The following is a 21,454-nucleotide window of genomic DNA, read 5'->3' as shown; positions in this document are numbered from 1 at the left end:
ATTAGCCTCCTAACATCGCAATCGCTAATCCACCACAGAGACTGCCAAGCAGTGCACCAATGATGACATCGGTAAAAAAGTGCACACCCAATAAGATTCGCGCGGTTCCGATTAAACTTGCCCAAAAGAATGCAGCAACGCCTAGGCTCGGATAGAAATGGTCAATCAGCGTCGCCATGACAAACGCAGCGGCAGTGTGTCCTGAAGGAAGACTATAGCGATCAGAGGGGGTAATAAAAGCAGGAAGGAGTGCACTAAGCTCTTCAGGGCGACGACGCTTAAAACTATTTTTCAGCGTCCAATAAATTGGTAGCTCGATAGCAAAAGCAAGTAAACCCGCCAGTAAAAACCAGACTCCTTGCTCCTTATCTAAATACCAAGCTAATAACCCCAACACCAAGTAAAGATGCCCGTCACCACTGTGGGAAACTCCTTTACTGATATTGGCGACTTGTTGATTAAAACGGTGCTTAAGACAAACACTAGAGAGCGCTAAATCAAACTTAGCAATGGTTGCAATTGGCTGTGTAATTGTCTCTATGGTTCGCATGTGACCTTTCCTTACTTTGACAACGCCTTTGTGTGAAAAGTAGGAGGTTTAGGTGACAACAGCATGACGGGAGTTTGGACAATTAATGACAAAGGCCAAATTAAGGTGTGCCCAACAATTTATCTATTGGGCATAACCATAAAAATAGAACATTAAGAACGGTTTGATGGTTGCGGTTGAGGGGTGTCTATATACCAGACTTTTCTCTTCTTGCGGCAGGCGCGCAAAGAGCCTGTCGTAATGTCGCCATCTTTTGTAAGCTCATAGCTCAGTGAGCGGCAAGTATAGTTTCCCGACAGTTCATGCTCTATACTCGTTTTCTCCGTTTTACTCGAGTTAGGCTCTAGTAGAGGGTTAGGCTGAGTAGATAAAATGTCACGATTTATCACATTGCTGCGCGCATAATCCTTATGGACATAACCTTTTATCACTCCTTTCTGTTCAACGAGAAACCAAGGTTGATCAACCACTTTTGCTAGCACATTAAAGACTTCCCCTTTCGATAATACGCCAAGCTTTGCCCCTTCAAGACTCGGTTTGGAGCGTAGGTTTAATGTGGTCTTAGAGCGGTAAGAGACATCCATAAACTCTACTGGGTTTGAGGTATCGACACCTTCAGTGGTTGGTCGGAAAACTTCCGCTTGCTGTTTCTCACTAGGCTGGACACGGATCTTCCACCAAGAATACGTTTCCGGATCTTTACCTTTAAACTTATTTCGGCTGTCAGACTCAAGGGCAACAAGCATCTGATTCAAGAACGATTCGCGTCCTTCATAACTCAAAAATCGATCCATTTGATCATTGATGACCATGACGCTCTGTGAGTGATCATTCATAACAACGGGGGAAGCCACTTCCACATAGGTCTGCGATTGAAACAGCTGACAACCCGACAAGCTGACCAGAGTAAGTACTATGGCTGAACGTCCAAATTGTTTTGTTAACCTCATTCTTTCCCTAACCCTTATATTTCTTTTACCTAGTGCAACTGCACTACTATAAATGGTCATTCAAAACTTTTGCCAAACAATTCGGACCTTTGTGTGACAAGTCGCAATCCCGATGCTTGTTTCGGTAATGAAACGTCGCAAACTTGATGAGAACTTACTTCTTCTAGCACGTTTCTATCGCATCATGTTGTTTCACTTAGTGCATCATTTTTTTCAAGCAAACGAAAAGACTCATCCGATATGAATAAAAAATCGACTTTAGGGTTGACGCGCTTCATGGAGTGCGGTACTAATTTGTTAACTTAATTATGTGGAAAGCTTAACAACTATGTCAGCTCATTTTTCTATCCTGCTTAGCCTCCTCCTGATCGTGACCAGTTCGCGCGGGTAGGCTGTGGAAGAAAAATAACCACACCAATTTCTAAGAACCCGCATGAGAATGCGGGTTTTTTTATATCTAAATACTGGAAGTAAACGATTCACTTGCGCGAAAGTGCAGAAATCAGGAAGGAAGCAAACATGAACGATCAGGTCATTATATTCGACACCACATTGCGTGATGGCGAGCAAGCGTTGTCAGCAAGCTTGACGGTTAAAGAAAAACTGCAGATTGCCTATGCGCTGGAAAGACTCGGCGTTGATGTTATCGAAGCTGGCTTCCCAATCTCTTCACCAGGTGATTTCGAGTCTGTACAAACCATCGCAAAAAACATAAAAAACAGTCGAGTTTGTGCCCTTTCGCGTGCCGTTGCGAAAGACATTGATGCTGCCGCTGAAGCATTAAAAGTGGCTGACCAATTCCGTATCCACACGTTTTTAGCCACTTCCACCATTCACGTAGAAGACAAACTACGCCGCAGCTACGACGATGTACTAGAAATGGCAGTCAACGCCGTTAAACATGCACGTAACTACACTGATGATGTCGAGTTTTCTTGTGAAGATGCTGGTCGTACTCCAATCGACAACCTATGTCGCATGGTAGAAGCCGCCATCAATGCAGGTGCGAGTACAATCAACATTCCAGATACCGTTGGCTACACCGTACCAAGTGAGTTTGGTGGGATTATTGAAACTCTATTTAACCGCGTTCCGAACATTGATAAAGCGATCATCTCCGTTCACTGTCACGACGATTTGGGGATGTCAGTTGCCAACTCTATTGCCGCCGTTCAAGCTGGCGCACGTCAGATAGAAGGCACGATCAATGGCATTGGAGAGCGAGCGGGTAACTGTTCACTTGAAGAGATCGCAATGATCATCAAGACTCGTCAAGAGTTTTTGGGCGTTCACACTGGCATTAAGCATGATGAAATTCACCGCACCAGTAAGTTGGTTAGCCAGCTATGCAATATGCCTATTCAAAGCAACAAAGCAATTGTGGGTGCAAATGCGTTTAGCCACTCTTCAGGCATCCACCAAGATGGCATGTTGAAGAATAAGAATACCTACGAAATCATGACCCCTGAGTCTATTGGCCTAAAAAACCAAGCTCTGAACCTAACCAGCCGCAGCGGTCGCGCTGCCGTGAAGAGCCATATGGACACCATGGGTTACAACGAAGACGAGTACAACCTAGACGCACTGTATGCGGATTTCTTGAAACTTGCTGACCGCAAAGGCCAAGTGTTCGATTACGACCTAGAAGCCCTAATGCACTTCTCGAACTTGCGTGAAGAAGATGACTTCTACAAATTGAGCTACCTAAGCGTGCAGTCTGGCAGCGTAATGGCTACCACCAGCATCAAAATGCAATGCGGTGATGAAGAAATGTGTGAAGCAGCGGTCGGTAATGGCCCAGTTGATGCGCTATACCAATGTATCTACCGCGTGACAGGCTACGACATCGTTCTGGATAAATTCGACCTAACCGCGAAAGGTGAAGGTGAAGATGGTTTGGGTCAAGCAGACATCATTGCCAACTACAAAGGTCGCAAATACCACGGTACGGGTGTTTCCACCGACATCGTTGAGGCTTCCGGCCAAGCATTATTGCACGTTATTAACAGCATTCATCGTGCAGATAAAATCGAAGAAATGAAGCAGAAAAAGATTGCGACTGTGTAATAACAACCGGGCTACACGGCTCAGGAAAGAACACGCTCGTTGAAATAATTAAGCTCAAAATTAGAAAACTTAAAGGATTAACATGACAGACAAATCGTACAAAATTGCCGTCCTACCCGGTGACGGCATTGGCCCGGAAGTAATGGCGCAGGCACATAAAGTATTGGATGCAATCGAAAAGAAACATGGTATTGCGTTTGAGCGTGACGAGCATGATGTAGGTGGTATCGCGATCGACAATCACGGTTGTCCACTTCCAGAGAGCACAATAAAAGCATGTGAAGAGTCTGATGCAGTCCTATTCGGCTCGGTTGGCGGCCCTAAGTGGGAGCACTTACCACCAAACGACCAACCTGAACGCGGTGCCCTACTTCCACTACGCAAACACTTCCAACTGTTCTGTAACTTACGTCCAGCGCAAATTCACTCAGGTCTTGAAGCTTTCTCACCGCTACGTGCAGACATCTCGGGTCGCGGCTTTGACATCGTGGTAGTCCGTGAACTGACGGGTGGTATCTACTTCGGCCAACCGAAAGGTCGTGAAGGTGAAGGCGCAACAGAAAAAGCATTTGATACTGAGGTGTACCACCGCTTTGAGATCGAACGTATTGCAAAAATCGCTTTTGAGTCTGCTCGTCTACGTCGCAAGAAAGTGTGCTCTATCGACAAAGCGAACGTTCTACAAAGCTCTATTTTATGGCGTGAAGTAGTCGAAGAAATCGCAAAAGACTACCCAGATGTCGAGTTGTCACACATGTACATTGATAACGCGACTATGCAGCTTATCAAAGACCCTGCTCAGTTCGACGTAATGCTGTGTTCAAACATCTTCGGCGACATCATTTCTGATGAATGCGCGATGATCACAGGCTCTATGGGTATGTTGCCATCAGCAAGTCTAAACGAAAGCAAATTCGGTCTGTACGAGCCAGCAGGCGGCAGTGCACCAGATATCGCAGGTAAGAACATCGCTAACCCTGTGGCACAAATCCTATCTGCTGCACTGATGCTGCGTTATAGCCTAGGTGAGGAAACAGCGGCACAAGACATCGAAACGGCAGTTTCAAAAGCACTATCAGCGGGTGAGCTAACGGGTGACCTTGCTGGTGACAACCCTGCACTTTCGACGCCTGAGATGGGCGATAAGATCGCTGAGTACATCTTAAACTCTTAATACAAAACAGATTCATAATAAATACTAAATCCTCTATCCACCAATGACTTACCTCTAAGTCATTGGTGCTAAAACAAAGCAACAAGGATAACGAGGAAAGGAAGCAAACAATGGGCAAAACATTATACGAAAAAGTCTACGACGCACACGTTGCCGTCGCAGCAGAAGGGGAAAACCCAATCTTGTACATCGACCGTCACTTGGTACATGAAGTGACGTCTCCGCAAGCATTTGACGGCTTGCGTGAAAAAGGTCGTAAAGTGCGTCAGGTCAGCAAAACTTTTGCCACCATGGACCACAACGTTTCGACAACCACCAAAGACATCAACGCATCGGGTGAGATGGCTCGTATCCAGATGGAAACGCTATCGAAAAACTGTGAAGAGTTTGGCGTTACGCTTTACGACATCAACCACAAATACCAAGGTATTGTGCATGTTATGGGCCCAGAGCTTGGTATTACCCTACCGGGCATGACCATTGTTTGTGGTGACTCACACACTGCTACACACGGTGCGTTCGGCTCGCTAGCTTTTGGTATTGGAACATCAGAAGTTGAGCACGTATTAGCAACTCAAACGCTAAAACAAGCGCGCGCTAAAACGATGAAGATCGAAGTGAAAGGCAAAGTGGCTCCGGGTATCACGGCGAAAGACATTGTGCTAGCCATCATCGGTGAAACGACAGCAGCAGGCGGTACAGGCTACGTAGTTGAATTCTGTGGTGAAGCGATCACTGACCTTTCAATGGAAGGCCGCATGACCGTATGTAACATGGCGATAGAGCTAGGTGCGAAAGCCGGTTTGATTGCGCCAGATGAAACCACGTTCGAATACATCAAAGGCCGTAAATTCTCACCTCAAGGTGCCGACTTTGATGCAGCAGTAGAATACTGGAAGACATTAAAAACTGACGATGATGCTCAGTTTGATGCAGTCGTGACACTAAACGCAGCAGATATTAAACCACAAGTCACTTGGGGTACTAACCCAGGCCAAGTGATCGCAGTAGATCAACCTATCCCAGCACCAGAAAGCTTTGCCGACCCAGTAGAAAAAGCATCTGCAGAAAAAGCATTGGCTTACATGGGCCTAGAGGCAGGCAAGTCATTGTCTGATTACAACGTCGATAAAGTCTTCGTTGGTTCTTGTACTAACTCACGTATCGAAGACATGCGCGCAGCCGCTGAAGTAGCGAAAGGTCGCAAAGTCGCGCCTCACGTTCAAGCGCTAATCGTTCCTGGCTCTGAGCAAGTAAAAGCGCAAGCAGAAGCGGAAGGCTTGGACGTTATCTTTAAAGAAGCGGGCTTTGAGTGGCGCCTGCCAGGTTGCTCGATGTGTCTAGCAATGAACAATGACCGTTTGGGTCCACATGAACGTTGTGCGTCTACTTCAAACCGTAACTTTGAAGGCCGCCAAGGTCGTGATGGCCGTACCCACCTAGTGAGCCCTGCGATGGCAGCGGCGGCAGCAATTGCTGGTCACTTTGTAGATATTCGTGAACTAGACTAAGGAGCAAACCAATGTCAGGCTTTAAACAACACACAGGCTTAGTTGTTCCTCTAGATGCAGCGAACGTTGATACTGATGCCATCATTCCAAAGCAGTTCCTACAAAAGGTCTCCCGCCTAGGGTTTGGTAAGCACCTATTCCATGACTGGCGCTTCCTAGACGATGCTGGCGAACAGCCAAATCCAGAGTTCGTGATGAACGCACCTCGCTACCAAGGCGCGTCTATCTTGCTGGCTCGTGAGAACTTCGGCTGTGGCTCATCTCGTGAGCACGCACCGTGGGCACTAGCGGATTACGGCATCAAAGCGATGATCGCACCAAGCTTTGCCGATATTTTTTACGGCAACTCGATCAACAACCAAATGGTACCAGTTCGCTTGACTGAGCAAGAAGTGGATGAAATCTTCCATTTTGTTGAGGCGAATGAAGGCGCAGAAGTGGAAGTAGACCTAGAAGCGAATGTGGTTCGCGCCAACGGCAAAGAGTACAGCTTTGAAATCGATTCGTTCCGTCGTCATTGCTTGCTAAACGGTTTGGACAACATTGGTCTAACCCTTCAGCACGAAGATAAGATTGCCGAGTACGAAGCGAATATTCCAAGCTTCTTGCGTTAAGACGCGTTAGTAAATACACAAATCAAGGGCTGGCAATTGTCGGCCCTTTTAATGTTTTGGGTAACTGTTCTCATATCGCTTTGCTTACAGAATACCGAACGCCTCTGTTGAAATTCGTCATCCTGAGCAGCGACGAAGGAGTGTAATTCAGGATCTACTGCCAGAGCGCACTGTGCAGATTCATACTGTCTTTACTCAAGAGTTTGTGGGTATTAGATTCCTGATATCGCTTATGCTCCTCAGAATGACGGCGAATAAAGACCACTGATTACTGAAAGAAAACAAGCACTAAACTGGTCTACACTATCAACAATATCTCATTCAAAGGTATCTCTATGAAGCGTCTGTTATTGCTGTTGTGTGCTCTGGTTTCTTTCTCGACATTTTCCGCTCCAAAATCCGACTTATGGCCATATTGGAAACAATCGAATCAAGCCAACCAAACCCAAATTTCTCATCAAGAATGGCAACAACTACTCGATACTTATTTAGTTGAACAAGGCGAGAATACCTTGTTTCGTTACAGCCAAGTCTCCTCTGTCGATAAAACCAAGCTGAAACAATACATCCAGCGTTTGGCAAAACTAGACCCTCTACAATACAGCCAAGCAGAGCAATATGCCTATTGGGTAAACCTTTACAACGCCATCACGGTAGATCTTATTTTGGATAACTATCCAGTCGAATCAATCACCAAGCTAGGTGGTTTATTTAGCTTTGGTCCTTGGGGAGACGATGTGGTCGTGGTCAACGGGAAGGATCTAACTTTAAACGATATTGAACATCGAATTTTGCGTCCAATTTGGAATGACCCAAGAACGCATTACGCCGTAAATTGTGCAAGTTTGGGATGCCCTAACCTACAAGCTCAAGCATTCACTGCTGACAACACGCAAGCTCTACTGGATAGTGCCGCCAAAACATTTATCAACAGCAGCAAAGGCGTATCTATCCAAGGTAACACGGCACAGCTGTCTTCTATTTATGATTGGTTTGCAACGGACTTTGGTGGAGAAAAACAAATCTTCAAACACATCGCAAAGTACGCACCGCAATACAAAAACTTCTCTGGCAAAGTGAAATACGAATACGATTGGGACTTGAATCAAGCCAACTAAACTGGGGGATGTGAGGTCAATTAGCATTAGGGACATAATAGGCCAAAAGCTAAAGACACCGGCAACTCAAAGACTAAGACATGAAAAAAAAAGGGCACTGAGTGCCCTTTTTTACATCCAAATGTTTGATAGAAAACGTCCGACTACTTAAAGCCTTTAACCTTCTTAATAAGATCGTAAGCGTTTTGAATCTCTTGAGATTTCTCTTTCGCGACGTTCATCATCTCTGGTGGTAAACCTTTAGCCATCAATTTGTCCGGGTGATGCTCGTTCATCAGTTTACGATAAGCACGCTTAACGGTTTTACTGTCTGCATCTGAAGACACATCCAGAATTTTGTACGCGTCGGCCAACTGATCCGCTTGTGAAGCTTGTTGCCAGCTACCACCTGAAGATTGGCCTTGATGCTGACCATGAAAACCGCCCTGGCTTTGGAAACGAAATGCGGCTTCTTGCATTTGCAAACGACGCTCTAATTGCTCAGAAGAGAAACCCAAACCACGTGCAATCTTGTGTAGTACATTTCGTTCACTCGGGTGGATCGAGCCATCTGCAAAGGCCGCCGAGATTTGCAGCTCTAAGAAAAATTGCAACAAGTCAAAGCGACCAGCTGTCGAAATTTTCACACGAACAAGAACATCTTCTAACGGAAAGTCGCTGTCTTTACCTTCACGAAACGCGTCTTGCGCTGCGCGACGCTGTTCGCCATGCAAATTCATGCGGTCCATCATGGCTGAAGCCAGTTGGATTTCCTCTTTGGTGACTTGGCCTTTCGCTTTTGCCACATGTCCCATTACCGCAAACGCCGCTTTAAAAAACTCTTCTTGGCGCTGAGCTTGACTTGGCCCTTTTCCAAAGCCGCCAGTAGAGAACCCGGCTTGACTCAAGCGACGTGCTTTATCGAATTGATGGCCAATAAATAAGCCAAAGAGTAAACCTAGCGGCCCGCCAAGTAACAAGCCAAAAAAGGCACCCAGAATTTTGCCAAAAATATGCATTATGTGTTCTCTATCAATGAATTTTTATCGACGACGGCGGTCTTATAGTGCCGGATGCAACGATTTCCTTTATGATAATGGAATTAGTTTTATTTCGGCTAGGCCATTTCGCCTGCTTATCTTTGCAGCTATTTTGTCGTCATTATGCCACAGTGAATCAATACGCTGGGATAAATGCGACTATAGTTGATTCATTTGGCTATTACGCTAGGGTACAACAAGCCCTATAGCCATCGAGTAGTAGTGACACAGGAAAGTTCAATTCAATGCAACATTTCTCCCGCACATTTTTAGCGGCCTCTATCAGCACCGCCTTGTTTGTACCCACCACTCAAGCTGAAGCGAATATCCATGATAGTGTGCAGGAAATGCCCGCCACAGATCAATGTTTGGTCGATACAAGTGGCGAGGAGGACGCTCTTAATACCCCAGTAGTGGTAGAAGCTGACACCCTGCAAGCCATCAATGGTGACAAAGCTCAGTACTCAGGTAATGTACAAGTCACCCAAGGCCAGAAGAAAATTACCGCAGATAGCGTAACGCTGCACCAACAAGACAACGTCGTGGTTGCCGAAGGCAACGTGACTTTCAATGACGGCCAAGTCAAAGCTCGATCTGATCGTGTTACTAACGACATTAATCAAGATACGTTTTCACTTGAGAACACCGATTATCAGTTCCTTTGCCAACAAGGCCGAGGCACTGCGGCCTATATCGCCCGCACAGGTCAGTCGGTTTATGAACTCGAAGACGGCTCTATCACATCGTGCCCTCAAGGCGATAATTCATGGCGATTGGTTGCGTCAGGCATCGATGTTGACCAAGATGAAGAGACAGCGACGCTGCACCATCCTCGATTTGAAGTGTTAGATGTGCCTGTTTTCTATGTGCCGTATCTAACCATGCCAATTGGAGATACGCGCAAAACGGGTTTCCTCTTCCCTTCTTTATCGTACGGTTCTAGTGATGGTATGGAAGTCGAGGTGCCATTCTATTGGAACATCGCGCCTCAATATGACATGACACTCACCACGCTCTACATGCAGCAACGTGGTACAAAACTCGATACTGACTTCCGCTACCTAACAGATGGTTGGGGAAATGGAGAAATCAAAGGCGAATACCTCAATAGTGATCGCAAATATCAGGACGAGTCTCGTTGGGGCTACCAAGTTAAACACGACGGTATCATCAATAAACAGTGGATAGTCAAAGTCGATTACTCAAAAGTGAGTGATATTGATTACTTCCTCGATCTCGACTCCGACATTGGTAACCGTGAAGATGGTCAACTGGTTCAAGAAGGACAAGTACAATATCGTTCTGACTTCTGGGATGCCTCGTTAACCGTTCGTGACTTCCAAATCTTATTGAAAGAAGAGAACCGCCCTTATCGCCTGCTTCCTCAGTTAGACTTGAACTACTACACGCCGTTGTGGGGAGACTACCTTAACTTTGACGTGAAGAGCCAAGTCAGCCGCTTCGATACCAGCGATGCTGCGCGACCAAATGCGACCCGTGTTCACATTGAACCAGGGCTTACATTACCGCTCTCAAACTCATGGGCAACGTGGACAACAGAAGCGCGCGTGCTCTCTACGTATTACTCTCAAGACTTAACGGGTTTGACAGATGTAAACTTGCAAAACCAGTTGGATGATGAAGTTTCTCGTGTTATTCCTGAGTTCCGTACGCATGCGCAACTTTACTTAGAACGAGATACAAGCTGGATCAAGGGCTACACCCAAACACTGGAGCCTCAGCTGCAGTACTTGTACGTACCTGAAGAAGATCAAACCAACATCTACAACTACGATACCACCTTGCTACAAACCGACTACTACGGGCTATTCCGCAGTCGTAAGTACAGTGGCATTGATAAAATCGCCTCGGCGAACCAGTTAAGCTACGGTGCGAGTACTCGCTTCTTTGATGATGACTATAAAGAGCGTCTTAACGTTTCATTTGGTCAGATTTACTACTTCGATAAAAAGACCAAACTGAGCAACAGCCCAAATCTTCCGGATGAGACCACCAATTACTCATCATGGGCGATTGAAGCTGATTTCAACTACAACGATTACTTGTTCTATCACGGTGGAATTCAATACGATATTGATTTGAGCTCCATGCAGTTGGCAAACAGTACCTTGGAATACCAATTCAACGGCGGCTTTATTCAGGGTAACTATCGCTACGTTACACGTGAATACATCGAAGATACGATCATTCTCGAAAACCTAGACACAATTACTCGTAAAGGTATTTCTCAAGCAGGTATTGTAGCGGCCTACGAGTTCAACCCGAACTGGTCTGCGAGTGGTCAATACTACTACGACCTCAATGAAAATGCGGACCTAGAATGGTTAGCGAGCCTACGTTACCAATCTGACTGTTGGTACATTGGCGTCACTTACTCAAACCAATTGCTTGGTTGGGAAGACCAAGCTATAGGCAGCACCGGGGCATCACCTGAATACGAAAATAACTTCAGCGTTAACTTCGGTATTCAAGGCTTTGCGACCAACCAGCGTGAAGACACTGCTGTCAAAGAACTGGATGGTTCTGACAACGCGATTAAGTACGGCCGCCCATTCTATCTGAACAATTAATCAAAATAGGCGTCTTAAATGAATAAGACGCCTATTCAAAAATACTGACGGAATTTTAAATGAAAATTTGGAAATCAATCTTATTCACGACCCTACTCTCTTGCGGAGCGGTTGCAGCACCAGTAGAGATCGATAAGGTTGCGGTCATCGTGAACGACGGTGTAGTTCTACAAAGCGACATCGAAACAGCGATGAAAACGCTGCAAGCCAACGCTCGTCAAAGTGGAAAGAGCTTACCTTCTACCAGCGTGTTAAAAGAACAAGTCGTTGAAAAACTTATCATTGATACGTTGCAAGGCCAAGAAGCAGACCGTATTGGTGTGCGTATTGACGACAACCGTTTAAACCAAGCGATTGCAGAGATCGCACGTAATAATGAGCAATCGGTAGAACAACTCGCTGCTTCTGTAGAAAGTGAAGGTTTAAGTTACCCAGAATTCCGCGAACAAATTCGTAAGGAAATCGCCGCATCAGAAGCTCGCAATGCACTGGTTCGTCGCCGTATTAATATCCTTCCAGCAGAGGTCGATAGCCTTGCTGAGCAACTATCACAAGAAACCAATGCGACTGTTCAATACAAAATTGGACACATTCAACTGCGCTTCTCTGACGATAAAGAAAAGTCAGCTGTAGAAGCAGAAGCTAAAGCGCTCGCGAAAAAGCTAAACGAAGGTGCAGACTTTACGGAGATGGCCTACACCTACTCAAAAGGTCCTAAAGCTTTACAAGGTGGTGACTGGGGCTGGATGCGTAAAGAAGAGATGCCAACCATCTTTGCTGATCAGATCAAGATGCAAAACAAAGGCAGCATTATTGGTCCTTTCCGTAGTGGCGTTGGTTTCCACATCCTAAAAATAGAGGATGTAAAAGGCCTAGAAACGGTTGCGGTAACGGAAGTAAATGCGCGTCATATTTTGATTAAACCAACCGTGATTCTGAGCGACGAAGGGGCGAAGAAGCAACTGAATGAATTTGTACGCCGCATCAAAGCCGGTGAAGCAACGTTCGCTCAATTGGCAACACAATACAGTCAAGATCCTGGCTCGGCAGCACAAGACGGTGAACTAGGTTATCAAACACCAGATCTTTACGTGCCAGAATTTAAGCACCAAGTAGAAACTCTGCCAGTTGGCTCAATCAGCGAACCGTTCAAAACCGTTCACGGCTGGCATATCGTTGAAGTGTTGGATCGTCGCCAAGTTGACCGCACTGACTCAGCGATGAAGAACAAAGCTTACCGTATTCTATTTAATCGTAAATTTAATGAAGAAGCGGGCGCATGGATGCAAGAGCTACGCGCAAGTGCGTTTGTTGAAATCGTGGATGACAACAATGACAACTAATACAATTCGTAGAATTGTCGTAACCGCAGGGGAACCTGCGGGTATCGGCCCAGACTTAGTGCTTGCCCTATCGAAAGAAGATTGGGCGCACCAAATTGTCGTCTGTGCCGATAAGAATATGCTGACGGAGCGAGCCAAGCAGCTTGGCATCGAAGTCCAACTGTCTGATTACAATCCAGAAGAAGCACCTAAAGCACAAAAAACGGGCACGCTTATCGTTGACCATATCCAAATATCGGAACCTGCGGTCGCAGGCGAGCTCAATGAAGCGAATGGCCACTATGTACTAAAAACGCTAGAAAGAGCGGCTTTAGGCTGTATGAATGATGAATTTGATGCTATTGTCACCGGCCCTGTTCATAAGGGGGTGATTAATCGCGCAGGTGTTGCATTCAGTGGTCATACTGAATTTTTCGCCGAGAAGTCACAAACGCCGCTAGTCGTAATGATGCTAGCAACGGAAGGACTGCGCGTGGCGCTGGTTACAACACATATTCCTTTAGCTTATGTGTCCAAAGCTGTCACCGAAGAGCGATTAGAAAAAATCATCGATATTCTTCATAAAGACCTTGTAGAAAAGTTTGCTATCGCACAACCAAACATCTACGTTTGCGGGCTTAACCCTCATGCTGGCGAAGATGGCTGCTTAGGTCGTGAAGAGATCGAGACCATCACTCCGACACTGGAAAAAATTCGACAAGAAAAAGGTATCAACCTGATCGGCCCTCTGCCGGCTGATACCATTTTCAATGAAAAATATTTAAATGATGCTGATGCTGTTTTAGGCATGTACCATGATCAAGTGTTGCCAGTATTAAAATACAAAGGCTTTGGTCGTTCAGTAAACATTACTCTTGGTCTACCTTTTATTAGAACATCGGTGGACCACGGTACTGCATTAGATCTGGCAGGGACAGGTCAAGCGGATACAGGGAGTTTCCGAACAGCGCTCACGCATGCGATAGATTTGGTAGAGAAGAAACAATGAGAAATGATGTCCATTTAGGACACAAAGCGCGTAAACGTTTTGGTCAAAACTTCCTGAACGATCCATACATTATTGATGGAATCGTATCAGCGATTAACCCAAAACCAGGTCAAAACCTGGTTGAAATCGGTCCTGGTCTTGGTGCAATCACTGAGCCAGTAGGTCGTGAAGTAGATAAGTTCACAGTTATCGAATTAGACCGCGATCTGGCGGAACGCCTACGTACTCACCCTGAACTGGCAGATAAGTTGACCATCCATGAGGGTGACGCTATGCGTTTTGACTTCACTCAACTAGTGAAGCCAAACAACAAGCTGCGCATTTTTGGTAACTTGCCATACAACATCTCTACACCATTGATGTTCCACCTTTTTGAGTTCCATAAAGACATTCAAGACATGCACTTTATGCTGCAAAAAGAAGTGGTAAACCGCTTAGCCGCCGGCCCTGGCAGCAAAGCTTACGGCCGTTTGACGGTAATGGCTCAGTACTACTGTAAAGTGGTACCAGTACTGGAAGTACCGCCAACGGCATTCGTTCCACCACCGAAAGTGGATTCTGCCGTTGTTCGTTTAGTGCCTTACGAAGAGCTGCCATGCCCGGCGAAAGATCTGCGTTTGCTCGATCGCGTTTGTCGTGAAGGCTTTAACCAACGTCGTAAAACAGTTCGTAACTGCTACAAATCGTTGTTAAGCACAGAAGTACTAGAAGAGCTAGGTGTTAATCCAAGCATGCGTCCAGAGAACCTGACGCTAGAACAATTCGTCGCAATGGCGAACTGGCTTGCGGATAACCCGCAGCACTAAGAACTCAAACAATGAGCCAAACCCTTGTAGGTTTGGCTTATTATTATTGGGATATTACGTTTCTGAGGAGTGCACATGGACGTCATTCAACCTTGCATCAAAATTCAAGTTCACACCAAATACATCGAAGAACAGTCCAACCCAGAGCTACAACGCTACGTTTTCGCTTATATCATCACCATCAAAAACCTTAGCCAACAAACCGTACAGTTAGTGAGCCGCCGCTGGCTAATCACAGACTCGAATGGCAAGCAAATGACGGTTGAAGGTGACGGAGTTGTAGGCCAGCAGCCCTTTATTCCAAGCAATGATGAATACACGTACAGTAGCGGAACCGCGTTAGAAACCCCTGTCGGCGTTATGCAAGGACACTACAAAATGCTGGATGAGAAAGGGCAAGAGTTCATCACCGAAATTGAACCATTTCGCTTGGCTGTTCCAAATGTTTTAAATTAGTAAATTGGAGATTCAGTGGCTACCTATATTGTTGGTGACATCCAAGGCTGTTTTGATGAATTGCAGCGACTACTAGAAAAAGTATCTTTCTCTGCGAAAAAAGACCAACTTTGGCTTGCTGGTGATTTGGTCGCCAGAGGGCCTAAATCATTAGAAACGTTACGCTTTGTGAAGTCACTTGGCGCAAGCGCAATCGTCGTGCTTGGTAATCACGACCTTCACCTTCTTGCAGTGGCTCACGGGATAAAAAAGGTCAAAGACAAAGATAGAACCGCACCTATTTTCACGGCCCCTGACAAAGAGGAACTACTGACATGGCTAGCTCAGCAACCTCTAATGGCCGAGCATGACGAGTTCGTGATGTGTCACGCTGGCATATCACCGCAGTGGAATCTAAAAACAGCGAGAAAGTGTGCCCGTGAAGTTGAGCGCATCATCCAAAGTGAAGAGCTGCCTTGGCTATTAAAAAACATGTACAGCAATCAACCTGATTCCTGGGATGACTATCTACAGGGTTTGGACCGATACCGTTATATTATCAATGCTTTTACGCGGATGCGCTTTTGTTTCCCTGATGGTCGTTTGGATATGGATTGTAAATTGCCACCGCAACAAGTTTCCGGTAACGAACTTATTCCATGGTTTGAGGTGCCTAAACGTATCCACTTAAACAAAGCGGTGCTCTTTGGGCACTGGGCTGCACTGCAAGGTTATATGAACAGCGAAGTCATCGGGCTAGATACTGGCTGTGTTTGGGGCGGAAGCCTAACCATGATCCGTTGGGAAGATAAGAAAATTTTTACTCAGGATGCGTTAAGTTAAACACTGAATAACAGTCGATAATCCATAGTAGGAGGAATACCTGTCACTTAACACCTCCTGTAGGGTCATTCCAACGAGCCTTAACGAGACTAGAAATCTAATATCCTCGCGCTGCGAATAGATAGAAATACCTTTGACAACAAAGTACTCGTATAGAGGCTCCTGAATCTCGCTCTTTCGTCGCTTTTCAGGATGACGGTAGGTTGGGATGGCCGCTCGCTGTTATACGAACGGCATTACCGTATTAACTACGCGGTGTTAATCTCGAATTACTTTTCTAACACAGTAAAGCGCATGTTGTAGGCGTTCTTCTCATCGGCTTGATACATTTCTGAGTAAGTTTCCTTAAACTCGTCTCCCCAATCTGGGAACTGAGTATCACCATCAATGGCCGCTTCAATGTGTGTTACATACAGTTTATTGGCCATAGGCAGACAAGTGGTGTAAATCGCACCACCACCAATGATCATCACTTCTTCCACATCACCTGCGACTTCCAGAGCCTGCTCAATCGATGTTACGGTAGTGACACCTTCGATCTTTAGTGTCTCATCACGGCTAATAACAATATTCAAGCGACCAGGTAAAGGGCGACCAATAGACTCATAGGTTTTGCGTCCCATCACAACCGGTTTTCCCATGGTACAACGCTTAAACCAAGCGAAATCGGCGGGAAGGTGCCAAGGCATTTGATTGTCTTTGCCAATGATGCGATTGTCGGCCATCGCGGCAATCATACTAATGATCATGTTAGGTCCTTATACAATAGGTCTGCGGCGATAGAATAACAGCCCTGGAACCGCAAGACCAACTGCTAAACCTGCAATAATAAACATGGCCTTAAGAAAGTTTTCCATACAGGTTGCAACAAGCTCGGGTGAGTAGCCAACATGATTGATCTCTACCATAGCGATCATTGCTTTGTAAGCAAACACACCCGGCACCATCGGGATCAAAGCAGCCACAGTAAACACTTTTGGATGCGCGAGAAAACGGTGAGACCAGTACACACCAATCATCCCAACTAACGTCGCAGCAAAAAAGGTTGCCCACTCAATAGGAATGCCAAACTGCATCATCAAGTAGCGGCTACCATGACCAATCGCGCCACCAACAGCGCAATACACTAAAGCTCTTTGTGGCACGTTAAAAACCAATGCAAATCCTACGGCGGGAATCGCCGCAAAAAACATGTCATTCAACAGGCCAAACATCAAATCAAATAAACTCATTAGATTGCCCACCCCCAAATTCCAGTTACACTCATCGCAGCAACGATCCCCAAACATGTCGCCAACGTTAGTAAACTAGCCATCACAAATCGAGCAATCCCCATATTAATGTGGCCTTTCAACATATCTGCGACAGAGTTAATGAGTGGGAAACCAGGTACAAGCATTAATACCGACGATGCCATTGCTACGGTAGGTAGATTACCGATTTGGTAAATTTCCGCCTGTGCTGAAATTAAGGTAGTCACAAAAGCGGTCGCAGCAAAGTTCAATAGAGGGTTGAAATGACGATGACCAATTTCTTGGCGAACGATCATGCCACCAGCTGAAGCTAAAAAGGTCATGATGAAGACTCCCCAATCACCACCAGCTAGATGACTGAATGCCGCACAAGACAAGCCAATCATAAACACCACCAACCAGCGGTTATAACGCTCTGGACTGATAGCGTTCAGCTTTTTCTGCGCCATGGTTGAATCGAGCAAACCACGTTCCATCATGATACAGATTCGTTGAATTTGCGTAATAACGCGCATATTGATGCCACGATCAGCGCAGCTTCGGGTGGTGGTGATGCAATGCCCATCCATTACCGTCGTCACAACCAATGCATTAGCTGATAGTGCTACCGCAACTTCATTCACCCCACAAGCAAGGCCAATACGACGCATAATATCGCTCACAAGAGTACTTTCAGCACCATGAGCAAGTAGCATTTGTCCGGCTTGGGCGACAAGACGAGAAATCGATCGTTGAGTAGATACCGCCAACTCTCTAGGCGGTATGGTTTCTAGAGTCATAAATAAGTCTAATTCCTTTTAGGGTGTTACTCATTCATACGCGCGAGGGCCAAACTAACCCTCAAAAAACACGACGTATCGGTTATTGTGCCGTAAATCACATCACCTAAATATGATTTAGATACAAAAAAAGCCGCAATAAATAATTGCGGCTTAATGAATTATAGGCAAACAGGCATTGTTTGACCGTTCTGATTAGTCACGAACGTAGACAACGTGACCGTCATCTTCTTCATCGTCCCAGTCATCCCAATCGTCGTCATCTTCAGTGATAACGTCTTTACCCGCCATCGCATCTTTATGGTAATCATCCCACATGAAGTTAACTTTATCTTCTTCAGCCACTTCTTCCTCTTCGCGAGGTAGGTTATCCATAAAGTCAGCCAGTTTGTAACAAAGCTCTTTAGTACCGTTACGATTGATCGCCGAGATCTTAAAGTACTCGTCTTCCCAACCTAGTGCGTCTAAGATTTCTTGGATCTTCTCATTCGCTTCTTCTTCAGGCATTAGATCAACTTTGTTGAACACTAACCAGCGCGGCTTACTTGCCAGTTTTTCGCTGTATTGTTCTAATTCATCAATGATCGTCAATGCATTTTGCACCGGATCGGACTGATCAATTGGCATAATATCGATCATGTGCAGCAACACTCGACAACGCTCTAAGTGCTTCAAGAATCGAATACCAAGGCCAGCGCCATCTGCTGCACCCTCGATCAAACCAGGGATGTCTGCAACAACAAAACTTTTCTCTGGTACGACACTTACGACACCCAAGCTTGGGATCAACGTCGTGAATGGGTAATCAGCGACTTTCGGTTTTGCTGCTGATACTGCGCGGATAAAGGTTGATTTACCAGCATTAGGTAGACCAAGCATACCCACATCAGCAAGAAGCAATAGCTCAAGGCGAATTTCGCGTACTTCACCCTTTGTACCCAATGTTCTCTGACGAGGCGCGCGGTTTACTGAAGATTTGAAACGCGTGTTACCTAGACCGTGCCAACCGCCTTTTGCGATCATCACTTTCTTACCGTGTTCAGCAACTTCCGCCACGATTTCATTTGTGTGGATATCCACAGCGCGCGTACCCACAGGTACACGAAGAACGATGTCTTTACCACGCTTACCTGTACAGTTACCACCGCGACCGTTTTCACCACGCTCAGCTTCGTAGAAGCGCTGGAAACGGTAATCAATCAGGGTATTTAGGTTTTCATCGGCTTGGATATAAACATCACCACCGTCACCGCCATCACCGCCATCAGGGCCACCTTTAGTGATGAATTTTTCACGCCAGAAACTGACAACACCACTACCGCCATCACCAGCCTGAACTTTTACTACCGCTTCATCTACGAACTTCATCTTTTACTCCGACTACTTCGTGCGTGGATTAAATCTTACTATGTCATCCGACAATTTTAGCAGATGACAGATCTAAGCTCCCAGATTCAAATCGCTTAGGATCTTAGCGAGAAACTTCGATATGTCGACTGCCACAAATAAAAAACCCCGCCGATTCGGCAGGGCTTTTGAATTCAGCTTAAAGCTATTAAGTAATTTGGTTAAAAACCTAATTACTCAGCTTCGATGCTTACAAACTTACGGTTCTTAGGACCTTTCACTTCGAACTTCACTTTACCTTCAGTAAGAGCGAATAGAGTGTGGTCTTTACCGATACCTACGTTGTTACCAGCGTGGAACTTAGTACCACGTTGACGAACGATGATGTTACCTGCAAGTACAGATTCACCACCGAAACGCTTAACACCTAGACGTTTGCTTTCTGAATCGCGGCCGTTACGAGTAGAACCACCAGCTTTTTTGTGTGCCATTGTTAAACTCTCCTAATAGATTAAGCGTTGATACCAGTGATCTTCACTTCAGTGAACCACTGACGGTGACCCTGTTGCTTACGAGAGTGCTTACGACGACGGAACTTAACGATTTTAACTTTATCGCCACGACCGTGTTGTACAACTTCAGCAACAATTTTGCCGCCCTCTACAAGAGGAGCACCAACTTTGATGTCTTCGCCGTTAGCAACAAGAAGAACTTTATCAAATTCTACAGTTGCACCAGTTTCAACGTCTAATTTCTCTAAACGAAGAGTTTGACCTTCGCTTACACGGTGTTGTTTACCACCAGATTGGAAAACAGCGTACATATTTTACTCCGCTTTTTCCGCACAGCCTTTCTTGAGGGTGTGCGCTAAACTAATCATCAATAGGGCGCAGATTCTACAGAATAGATGCTCCTATGACAAGCCATATTTTGAAAAAATTGGCGAAAAGCTAATCGCCAAAGAAAAGTGCGGCAATCATGCCCTTTAGTAATGTATTAATCAACGTTTTTTAGTGTATTATTCGACAATTATATAAATCGAATAAGCCTTGCAGGGTCTAACTTCAGCCGGATATACGATGGATTTTAAAACTATCCAAGCGCTTACTGCCGATGACATGGCAAAAGTGAATGAAACAATTCAAGCCCAACTTAATTCTGATGTCTCTTTAATCAACCAGCTCGGTTTTTATATCGTGAGTGGTGGAGGCAAACGTCTAAGACCGCTTTTAGCGATACTGTCAGCCCGTGCACTTGGTTACCAAGGCAATGGTCATACAATGGCAGCTGCGTTTATTGAGTTCATCCATACAGCGACTTTGCTGCATGATGACGTGGTAGATGAATCAGACATGCGCCGTGGTAAAGCCACTGCGAATGCAGCATTTGGCAATGCGGCTAGCGTATTAGTTGGGGACTTTATCTATACACGCTCATTTCAGATGATGACGGAACTAGGATCCATGAAGATCCTTAAACTAATGAGCAATGCCGTAAACGTGATCGCCGAAGGTGAAGTACAGCAGTTGATGAACTGTAACGACCCTGACACGACAGAAGAAAGCTACATGCAAGTCATCTACTCTAAGACTGCGCGCTTATTTGAATCCGCAACTCAAATCGGTGCAATCTTAAATGATGCTCCTGAGCATGTGGAAATCGCAATGCAAAATTACGGTAAGTATCTAGGCACTGCGTTTCAGCTCATTGATGACGTCATGGATTACACTTCTGATGGCGAAGACATGGGTAAAAATGTGGGTGATGACTTGGCCGAAGGCAAGCCAACTTTACCTCTGCTCCATGCTATGCGTAATACCACACCAGAAAACGCCATCATGATTCGTGAAGCGATTGAGAAAGCGAATGGCATGGATCGCTTAGAAGAAATTCTTGCGGTCATGAAAGAAGCAGGCTCTCTGGAATACACAACGCAAAAAGCTCTAGAAGAAGCAGACAAAGCAATCGCAGAACTATCAGTGTTGCCAGAGTCTGAATACAAACAAGCGCTTGTTACTCTGGCTCATGTCGCAGTACAACGCACGAAGTAATCAATAGCTACCCAT

At 45.6% G+C, this 21,454-nt stretch carries 21 protein-coding genes; 12 read left to right on the top strand and 9 right to left on the bottom strand.

Features of this window, described 5'->3' with window-relative positions; translation table 11 throughout:
- Window position 1: 1 nt before the first annotated feature.
- Both R7R78_RS08360 and R7R78_RS08355 read right to left on the bottom strand, forming a co-directional pair.
- Window positions 2-550: a phosphatase PAP2 family protein gene (locus R7R78_RS08360; RefSeq protein ID WP_005379690.1), complete on the bottom strand. Its 549-nt coding sequence runs from the start codon at window positions 548-550 to the stop codon at window positions 2-4.
- 152 nt (window positions 551-702) lie between these two features.
- On the bottom strand, window positions 703-1,500 hold the full coding sequence (locus tag R7R78_RS08355) for an SH3 domain-containing protein (protein ID WP_225473410.1): 798 nt from the start codon (window positions 1,498-1,500) through the stop codon (window positions 703-705).
- A 519-nt stretch (window positions 1,501-2,019) separates the two neighbouring features.
- Between R7R78_RS08355 and leuA the strand changes: the two genes are divergently transcribed.
- From leuA to R7R78_RS08330, 5 genes are all read left to right on the top strand, one after another.
- A complete protein-coding gene (gene leuA, locus R7R78_RS08350; protein ID WP_005379685.1) occupies window positions 2,020-3,567 on the top strand; it encodes a 2-isopropylmalate synthase in 1,548 nt (515 codons plus the stop codon).
- A gap of 82 nt (window positions 3,568-3,649) precedes the next feature.
- Window positions 3,650-4,741, top strand: a complete 1,092-nt coding sequence (gene leuB, locus R7R78_RS08345) for a 3-isopropylmalate dehydrogenase (protein WP_225473408.1) — start codon at window positions 3,650-3,652, stop codon at window positions 4,739-4,741.
- Between the two features lie 110 nt (window positions 4,742-4,851).
- On the top strand, window positions 4,852-6,252 hold the full coding sequence (gene leuC, locus R7R78_RS08340; protein ID WP_005379681.1) for a 3-isopropylmalate dehydratase large subunit: 1,401 nt from the start codon (window positions 4,852-4,854) through the stop codon (window positions 6,250-6,252).
- Between the two features lie 11 nt (window positions 6,253-6,263).
- Complete coding sequence (leuD, locus tag R7R78_RS08335) at window positions 6,264-6,866, top strand: 3-isopropylmalate dehydratase small subunit (RefSeq protein WP_042522424.1); 603 nt, start codon at window positions 6,264-6,266, stop codon at window positions 6,864-6,866.
- A 335-nt stretch (window positions 6,867-7,201) separates the two neighbouring features.
- Window positions 7,202-7,984, top strand: a complete 783-nt coding sequence (locus R7R78_RS08330; RefSeq protein WP_170893667.1) for a DUF547 domain-containing protein — start codon at window positions 7,202-7,204, stop codon at window positions 7,982-7,984.
- 143 nt (window positions 7,985-8,127) lie between these two features.
- Here the strand turns inward: R7R78_RS08330 and djlA are convergent, their stop codons facing one another.
- Window positions 8,128-8,982 (bottom strand): co-chaperone DjlA, encoded by an 855-nt coding sequence (djlA, locus tag R7R78_RS08325; protein WP_005383076.1) that lies wholly within the window; start codon window positions 8,980-8,982, stop codon window positions 8,128-8,130.
- Between the two features lie 266 nt (window positions 8,983-9,248).
- On the opposite strand from djlA, the gene lptD reads away from it, so the two are divergent.
- From lptD to apaH, 6 genes are all read left to right on the top strand, one after another.
- The gene (gene lptD, locus R7R78_RS08320) at window positions 9,249-11,594 is read left to right on the top strand and encodes an LPS assembly protein LptD (RefSeq protein WP_005379673.1); all 2,346 of its coding nucleotides are present in this window, start codon (window positions 9,249-9,251) and stop codon (window positions 11,592-11,594) included.
- A 59-nt stretch (window positions 11,595-11,653) separates the two neighbouring features.
- Window positions 11,654-12,937, top strand: coding sequence for a peptidylprolyl isomerase SurA (surA, locus tag R7R78_RS08315; protein WP_005379672.1), 1,284 nt, complete (start codon window positions 11,654-11,656; stop codon window positions 12,935-12,937).
- Entirely contained in the window at window positions 12,927-13,925 is a 999-nt protein-coding gene (pdxA, locus tag R7R78_RS08310; protein ID WP_225473407.1) for a 4-hydroxythreonine-4-phosphate dehydrogenase PdxA, read from the top strand. Before surA ends, pdxA begins: the two co-directional genes overlap by 11 nt.
- Window positions 13,922-14,731, top strand: coding sequence for a 16S rRNA (adenine(1518)-N(6)/adenine(1519)-N(6))-dimethyltransferase RsmA (gene rsmA / locus R7R78_RS08305; RefSeq protein WP_005379669.1), 810 nt, complete (start codon window positions 13,922-13,924; stop codon window positions 14,729-14,731). Before pdxA ends, rsmA begins: the two co-directional genes overlap by 4 nt.
- 75 nt (window positions 14,732-14,806) lie before the next feature.
- Entirely contained in the window at window positions 14,807-15,187 is a 381-nt protein-coding gene (gene apaG / locus R7R78_RS08300; RefSeq protein WP_005379668.1) for a Co2+/Mg2+ efflux protein ApaG, read from the top strand.
- Window positions 15,188-15,202: 15 nt separating this feature from the next.
- Window positions 15,203-16,009: a bis(5'-nucleosyl)-tetraphosphatase (symmetrical) ApaH gene (gene apaH / locus R7R78_RS08295; RefSeq protein ID WP_005383087.1), complete on the top strand. Its 807-nt coding sequence runs from the start codon at window positions 15,203-15,205 to the stop codon at window positions 16,007-16,009.
- A gap of 269 nt (window positions 16,010-16,278) precedes the next feature.
- Here the strand turns inward: apaH and folA are convergent, their stop codons facing one another.
- The 6 genes from folA to rplU all read right to left on the bottom strand — a co-directional run bounded on the left by folA (window position 16,279) and on the right by rplU (window position 20,211).
- Entirely contained in the window at window positions 16,279-16,758 is a 480-nt protein-coding gene (folA, locus tag R7R78_RS08290) for a type 3 dihydrofolate reductase (RefSeq protein WP_005379666.1), read from the bottom strand.
- A gap of 9 nt (window positions 16,759-16,767) precedes the next feature.
- Window positions 16,768-17,241: a threonine/serine exporter family protein gene (locus R7R78_RS08285; RefSeq protein ID WP_005379665.1), complete on the bottom strand. Its 474-nt coding sequence runs from the start codon at window positions 17,239-17,241 to the stop codon at window positions 16,768-16,770.
- Window positions 17,241-18,041, bottom strand: a complete 801-nt coding sequence (locus tag R7R78_RS08280) for a threonine/serine exporter family protein (protein ID WP_005379664.1) — start codon at window positions 18,039-18,041, stop codon at window positions 17,241-17,243. The genes R7R78_RS08285 and R7R78_RS08280 overlap by 1 nt, the downstream gene beginning before the upstream one ends.
- 195 nt (window positions 18,042-18,236) lie before the next feature.
- Window positions 18,237-19,409 carry an Obg family GTPase CgtA gene (gene cgtA / locus R7R78_RS08275; protein ID WP_042522432.1) on the bottom strand — a complete coding sequence of 391 codons (1,173 nt, stop codon included), beginning with the start codon at window positions 19,407-19,409 and terminating at the stop codon, window positions 18,237-18,239.
- Window positions 19,410-19,621: 212 nt separating this feature from the next.
- On the bottom strand, window positions 19,622-19,879 hold the full coding sequence (gene rpmA / locus R7R78_RS08270; protein WP_005383095.1) for a 50S ribosomal protein L27: 258 nt from the start codon (window positions 19,877-19,879) through the stop codon (window positions 19,622-19,624).
- A gap of 20 nt (window positions 19,880-19,899) precedes the next feature.
- Window positions 19,900-20,211: a 50S ribosomal protein L21 gene (gene rplU / locus R7R78_RS08265; RefSeq protein ID WP_005383096.1), complete on the bottom strand. Its 312-nt coding sequence runs from the start codon at window positions 20,209-20,211 to the stop codon at window positions 19,900-19,902.
- A gap of 256 nt (window positions 20,212-20,467) precedes the next feature.
- Here rplU and ispB point away from each other — a divergent pair, with 256 nt between their 5' ends.
- A complete protein-coding gene (gene ispB / locus R7R78_RS08260; protein ID WP_005383097.1) occupies window positions 20,468-21,439 on the top strand; it encodes an octaprenyl diphosphate synthase in 972 nt (323 codons plus the stop codon).
- Window positions 21,440-21,454: the final 15 nt, after the last annotated feature.

The sequence above is a fragment of the Vibrio sp. 2134-1 genome, assembly GCF_033339495.1.
Note: the sequence above shows the minus strand (reverse complement) of the source record. Positions and strands in the feature narration are given on the sequence as shown.

Coding starts and splice junctions, on each gene's coding strand:
- leuA (WP_005379685.1), top strand. CDS start 2,020: ATGAACGATCAGGTCATTATATTCGACACCACATTGCGTGATGGCGAG.
- surA (WP_005379672.1), top strand. CDS start 11,654: ATGAAAATTTGGAAATCAATCTTATTCACGACCCTACTCTCTTGCGGA.
- cgtA (WP_042522432.1), bottom strand. CDS start 19,409: ATGAAGTTCGTAGATGAAGCGGTAGTAAAAGTTCAGGCTGGTGATGGC.
- R7R78_RS08285 (WP_005379665.1), bottom strand. CDS start 17,241: ATGAGTTTATTTGATTTGATGTTTGGCCTGTTGAATGACATGTTTTTT.
- pdxA (WP_225473407.1), top strand. CDS start 12,927: ATGACAACTAATACAATTCGTAGAATTGTCGTAACCGCAGGGGAACCT.
- lptD (WP_005379673.1), top strand. CDS start 9,249: ATGCAACATTTCTCCCGCACATTTTTAGCGGCCTCTATCAGCACCGCC.
- R7R78_RS08280 (WP_005379664.1), bottom strand. CDS start 18,041: ATGACTCTAGAAACCATACCGCCTAGAGAGTTGGCGGTATCTACTCAA.
- apaG (WP_005379668.1), top strand. CDS start 14,807: ATGGACGTCATTCAACCTTGCATCAAAATTCAAGTTCACACCAAATAC.
- djlA (WP_005383076.1), bottom strand. CDS start 8,982: ATGCATATTTTTGGCAAAATTCTGGGTGCCTTTTTTGGCTTGTTACTT.
- leuC (WP_005379681.1), top strand. CDS start 4,852: ATGGGCAAAACATTATACGAAAAAGTCTACGACGCACACGTTGCCGTC.
- rplU (WP_005383096.1), bottom strand. CDS start 20,211: ATGTACGCTGTTTTCCAATCTGGTGGTAAACAACACCGTGTAAGCGAA.
- rsmA (WP_005379669.1), top strand. CDS start 13,922: ATGAGAAATGATGTCCATTTAGGACACAAAGCGCGTAAACGTTTTGGT.
- R7R78_RS08355 (WP_225473410.1), bottom strand. CDS start 1,500: ATGAGGTTAACAAAACAATTTGGACGTTCAGCCATAGTACTTACTCTG.
- R7R78_RS08330 (WP_170893667.1), top strand. CDS start 7,202: ATGAAGCGTCTGTTATTGCTGTTGTGTGCTCTGGTTTCTTTCTCGACA.
- leuB (WP_225473408.1), top strand. CDS start 3,650: ATGACAGACAAATCGTACAAAATTGCCGTCCTACCCGGTGACGGCATT.
- ispB (WP_005383097.1), top strand. CDS start 20,468: ATGGATTTTAAAACTATCCAAGCGCTTACTGCCGATGACATGGCAAAA.
- folA (WP_005379666.1), bottom strand. CDS start 16,758: ATGATCATTAGTATGATTGCCGCGATGGCCGACAATCGCATCATTGGC.
- leuD (WP_042522424.1), top strand. CDS start 6,264: ATGTCAGGCTTTAAACAACACACAGGCTTAGTTGTTCCTCTAGATGCA.
- rpmA (WP_005383095.1), bottom strand. CDS start 19,879: ATGGCACACAAAAAAGCTGGTGGTTCTACTCGTAACGGCCGCGATTCA.
- R7R78_RS08360 (WP_005379690.1), bottom strand. CDS start 550: ATGCGAACCATAGAGACAATTACACAGCCAATTGCAACCATTGCTAAG.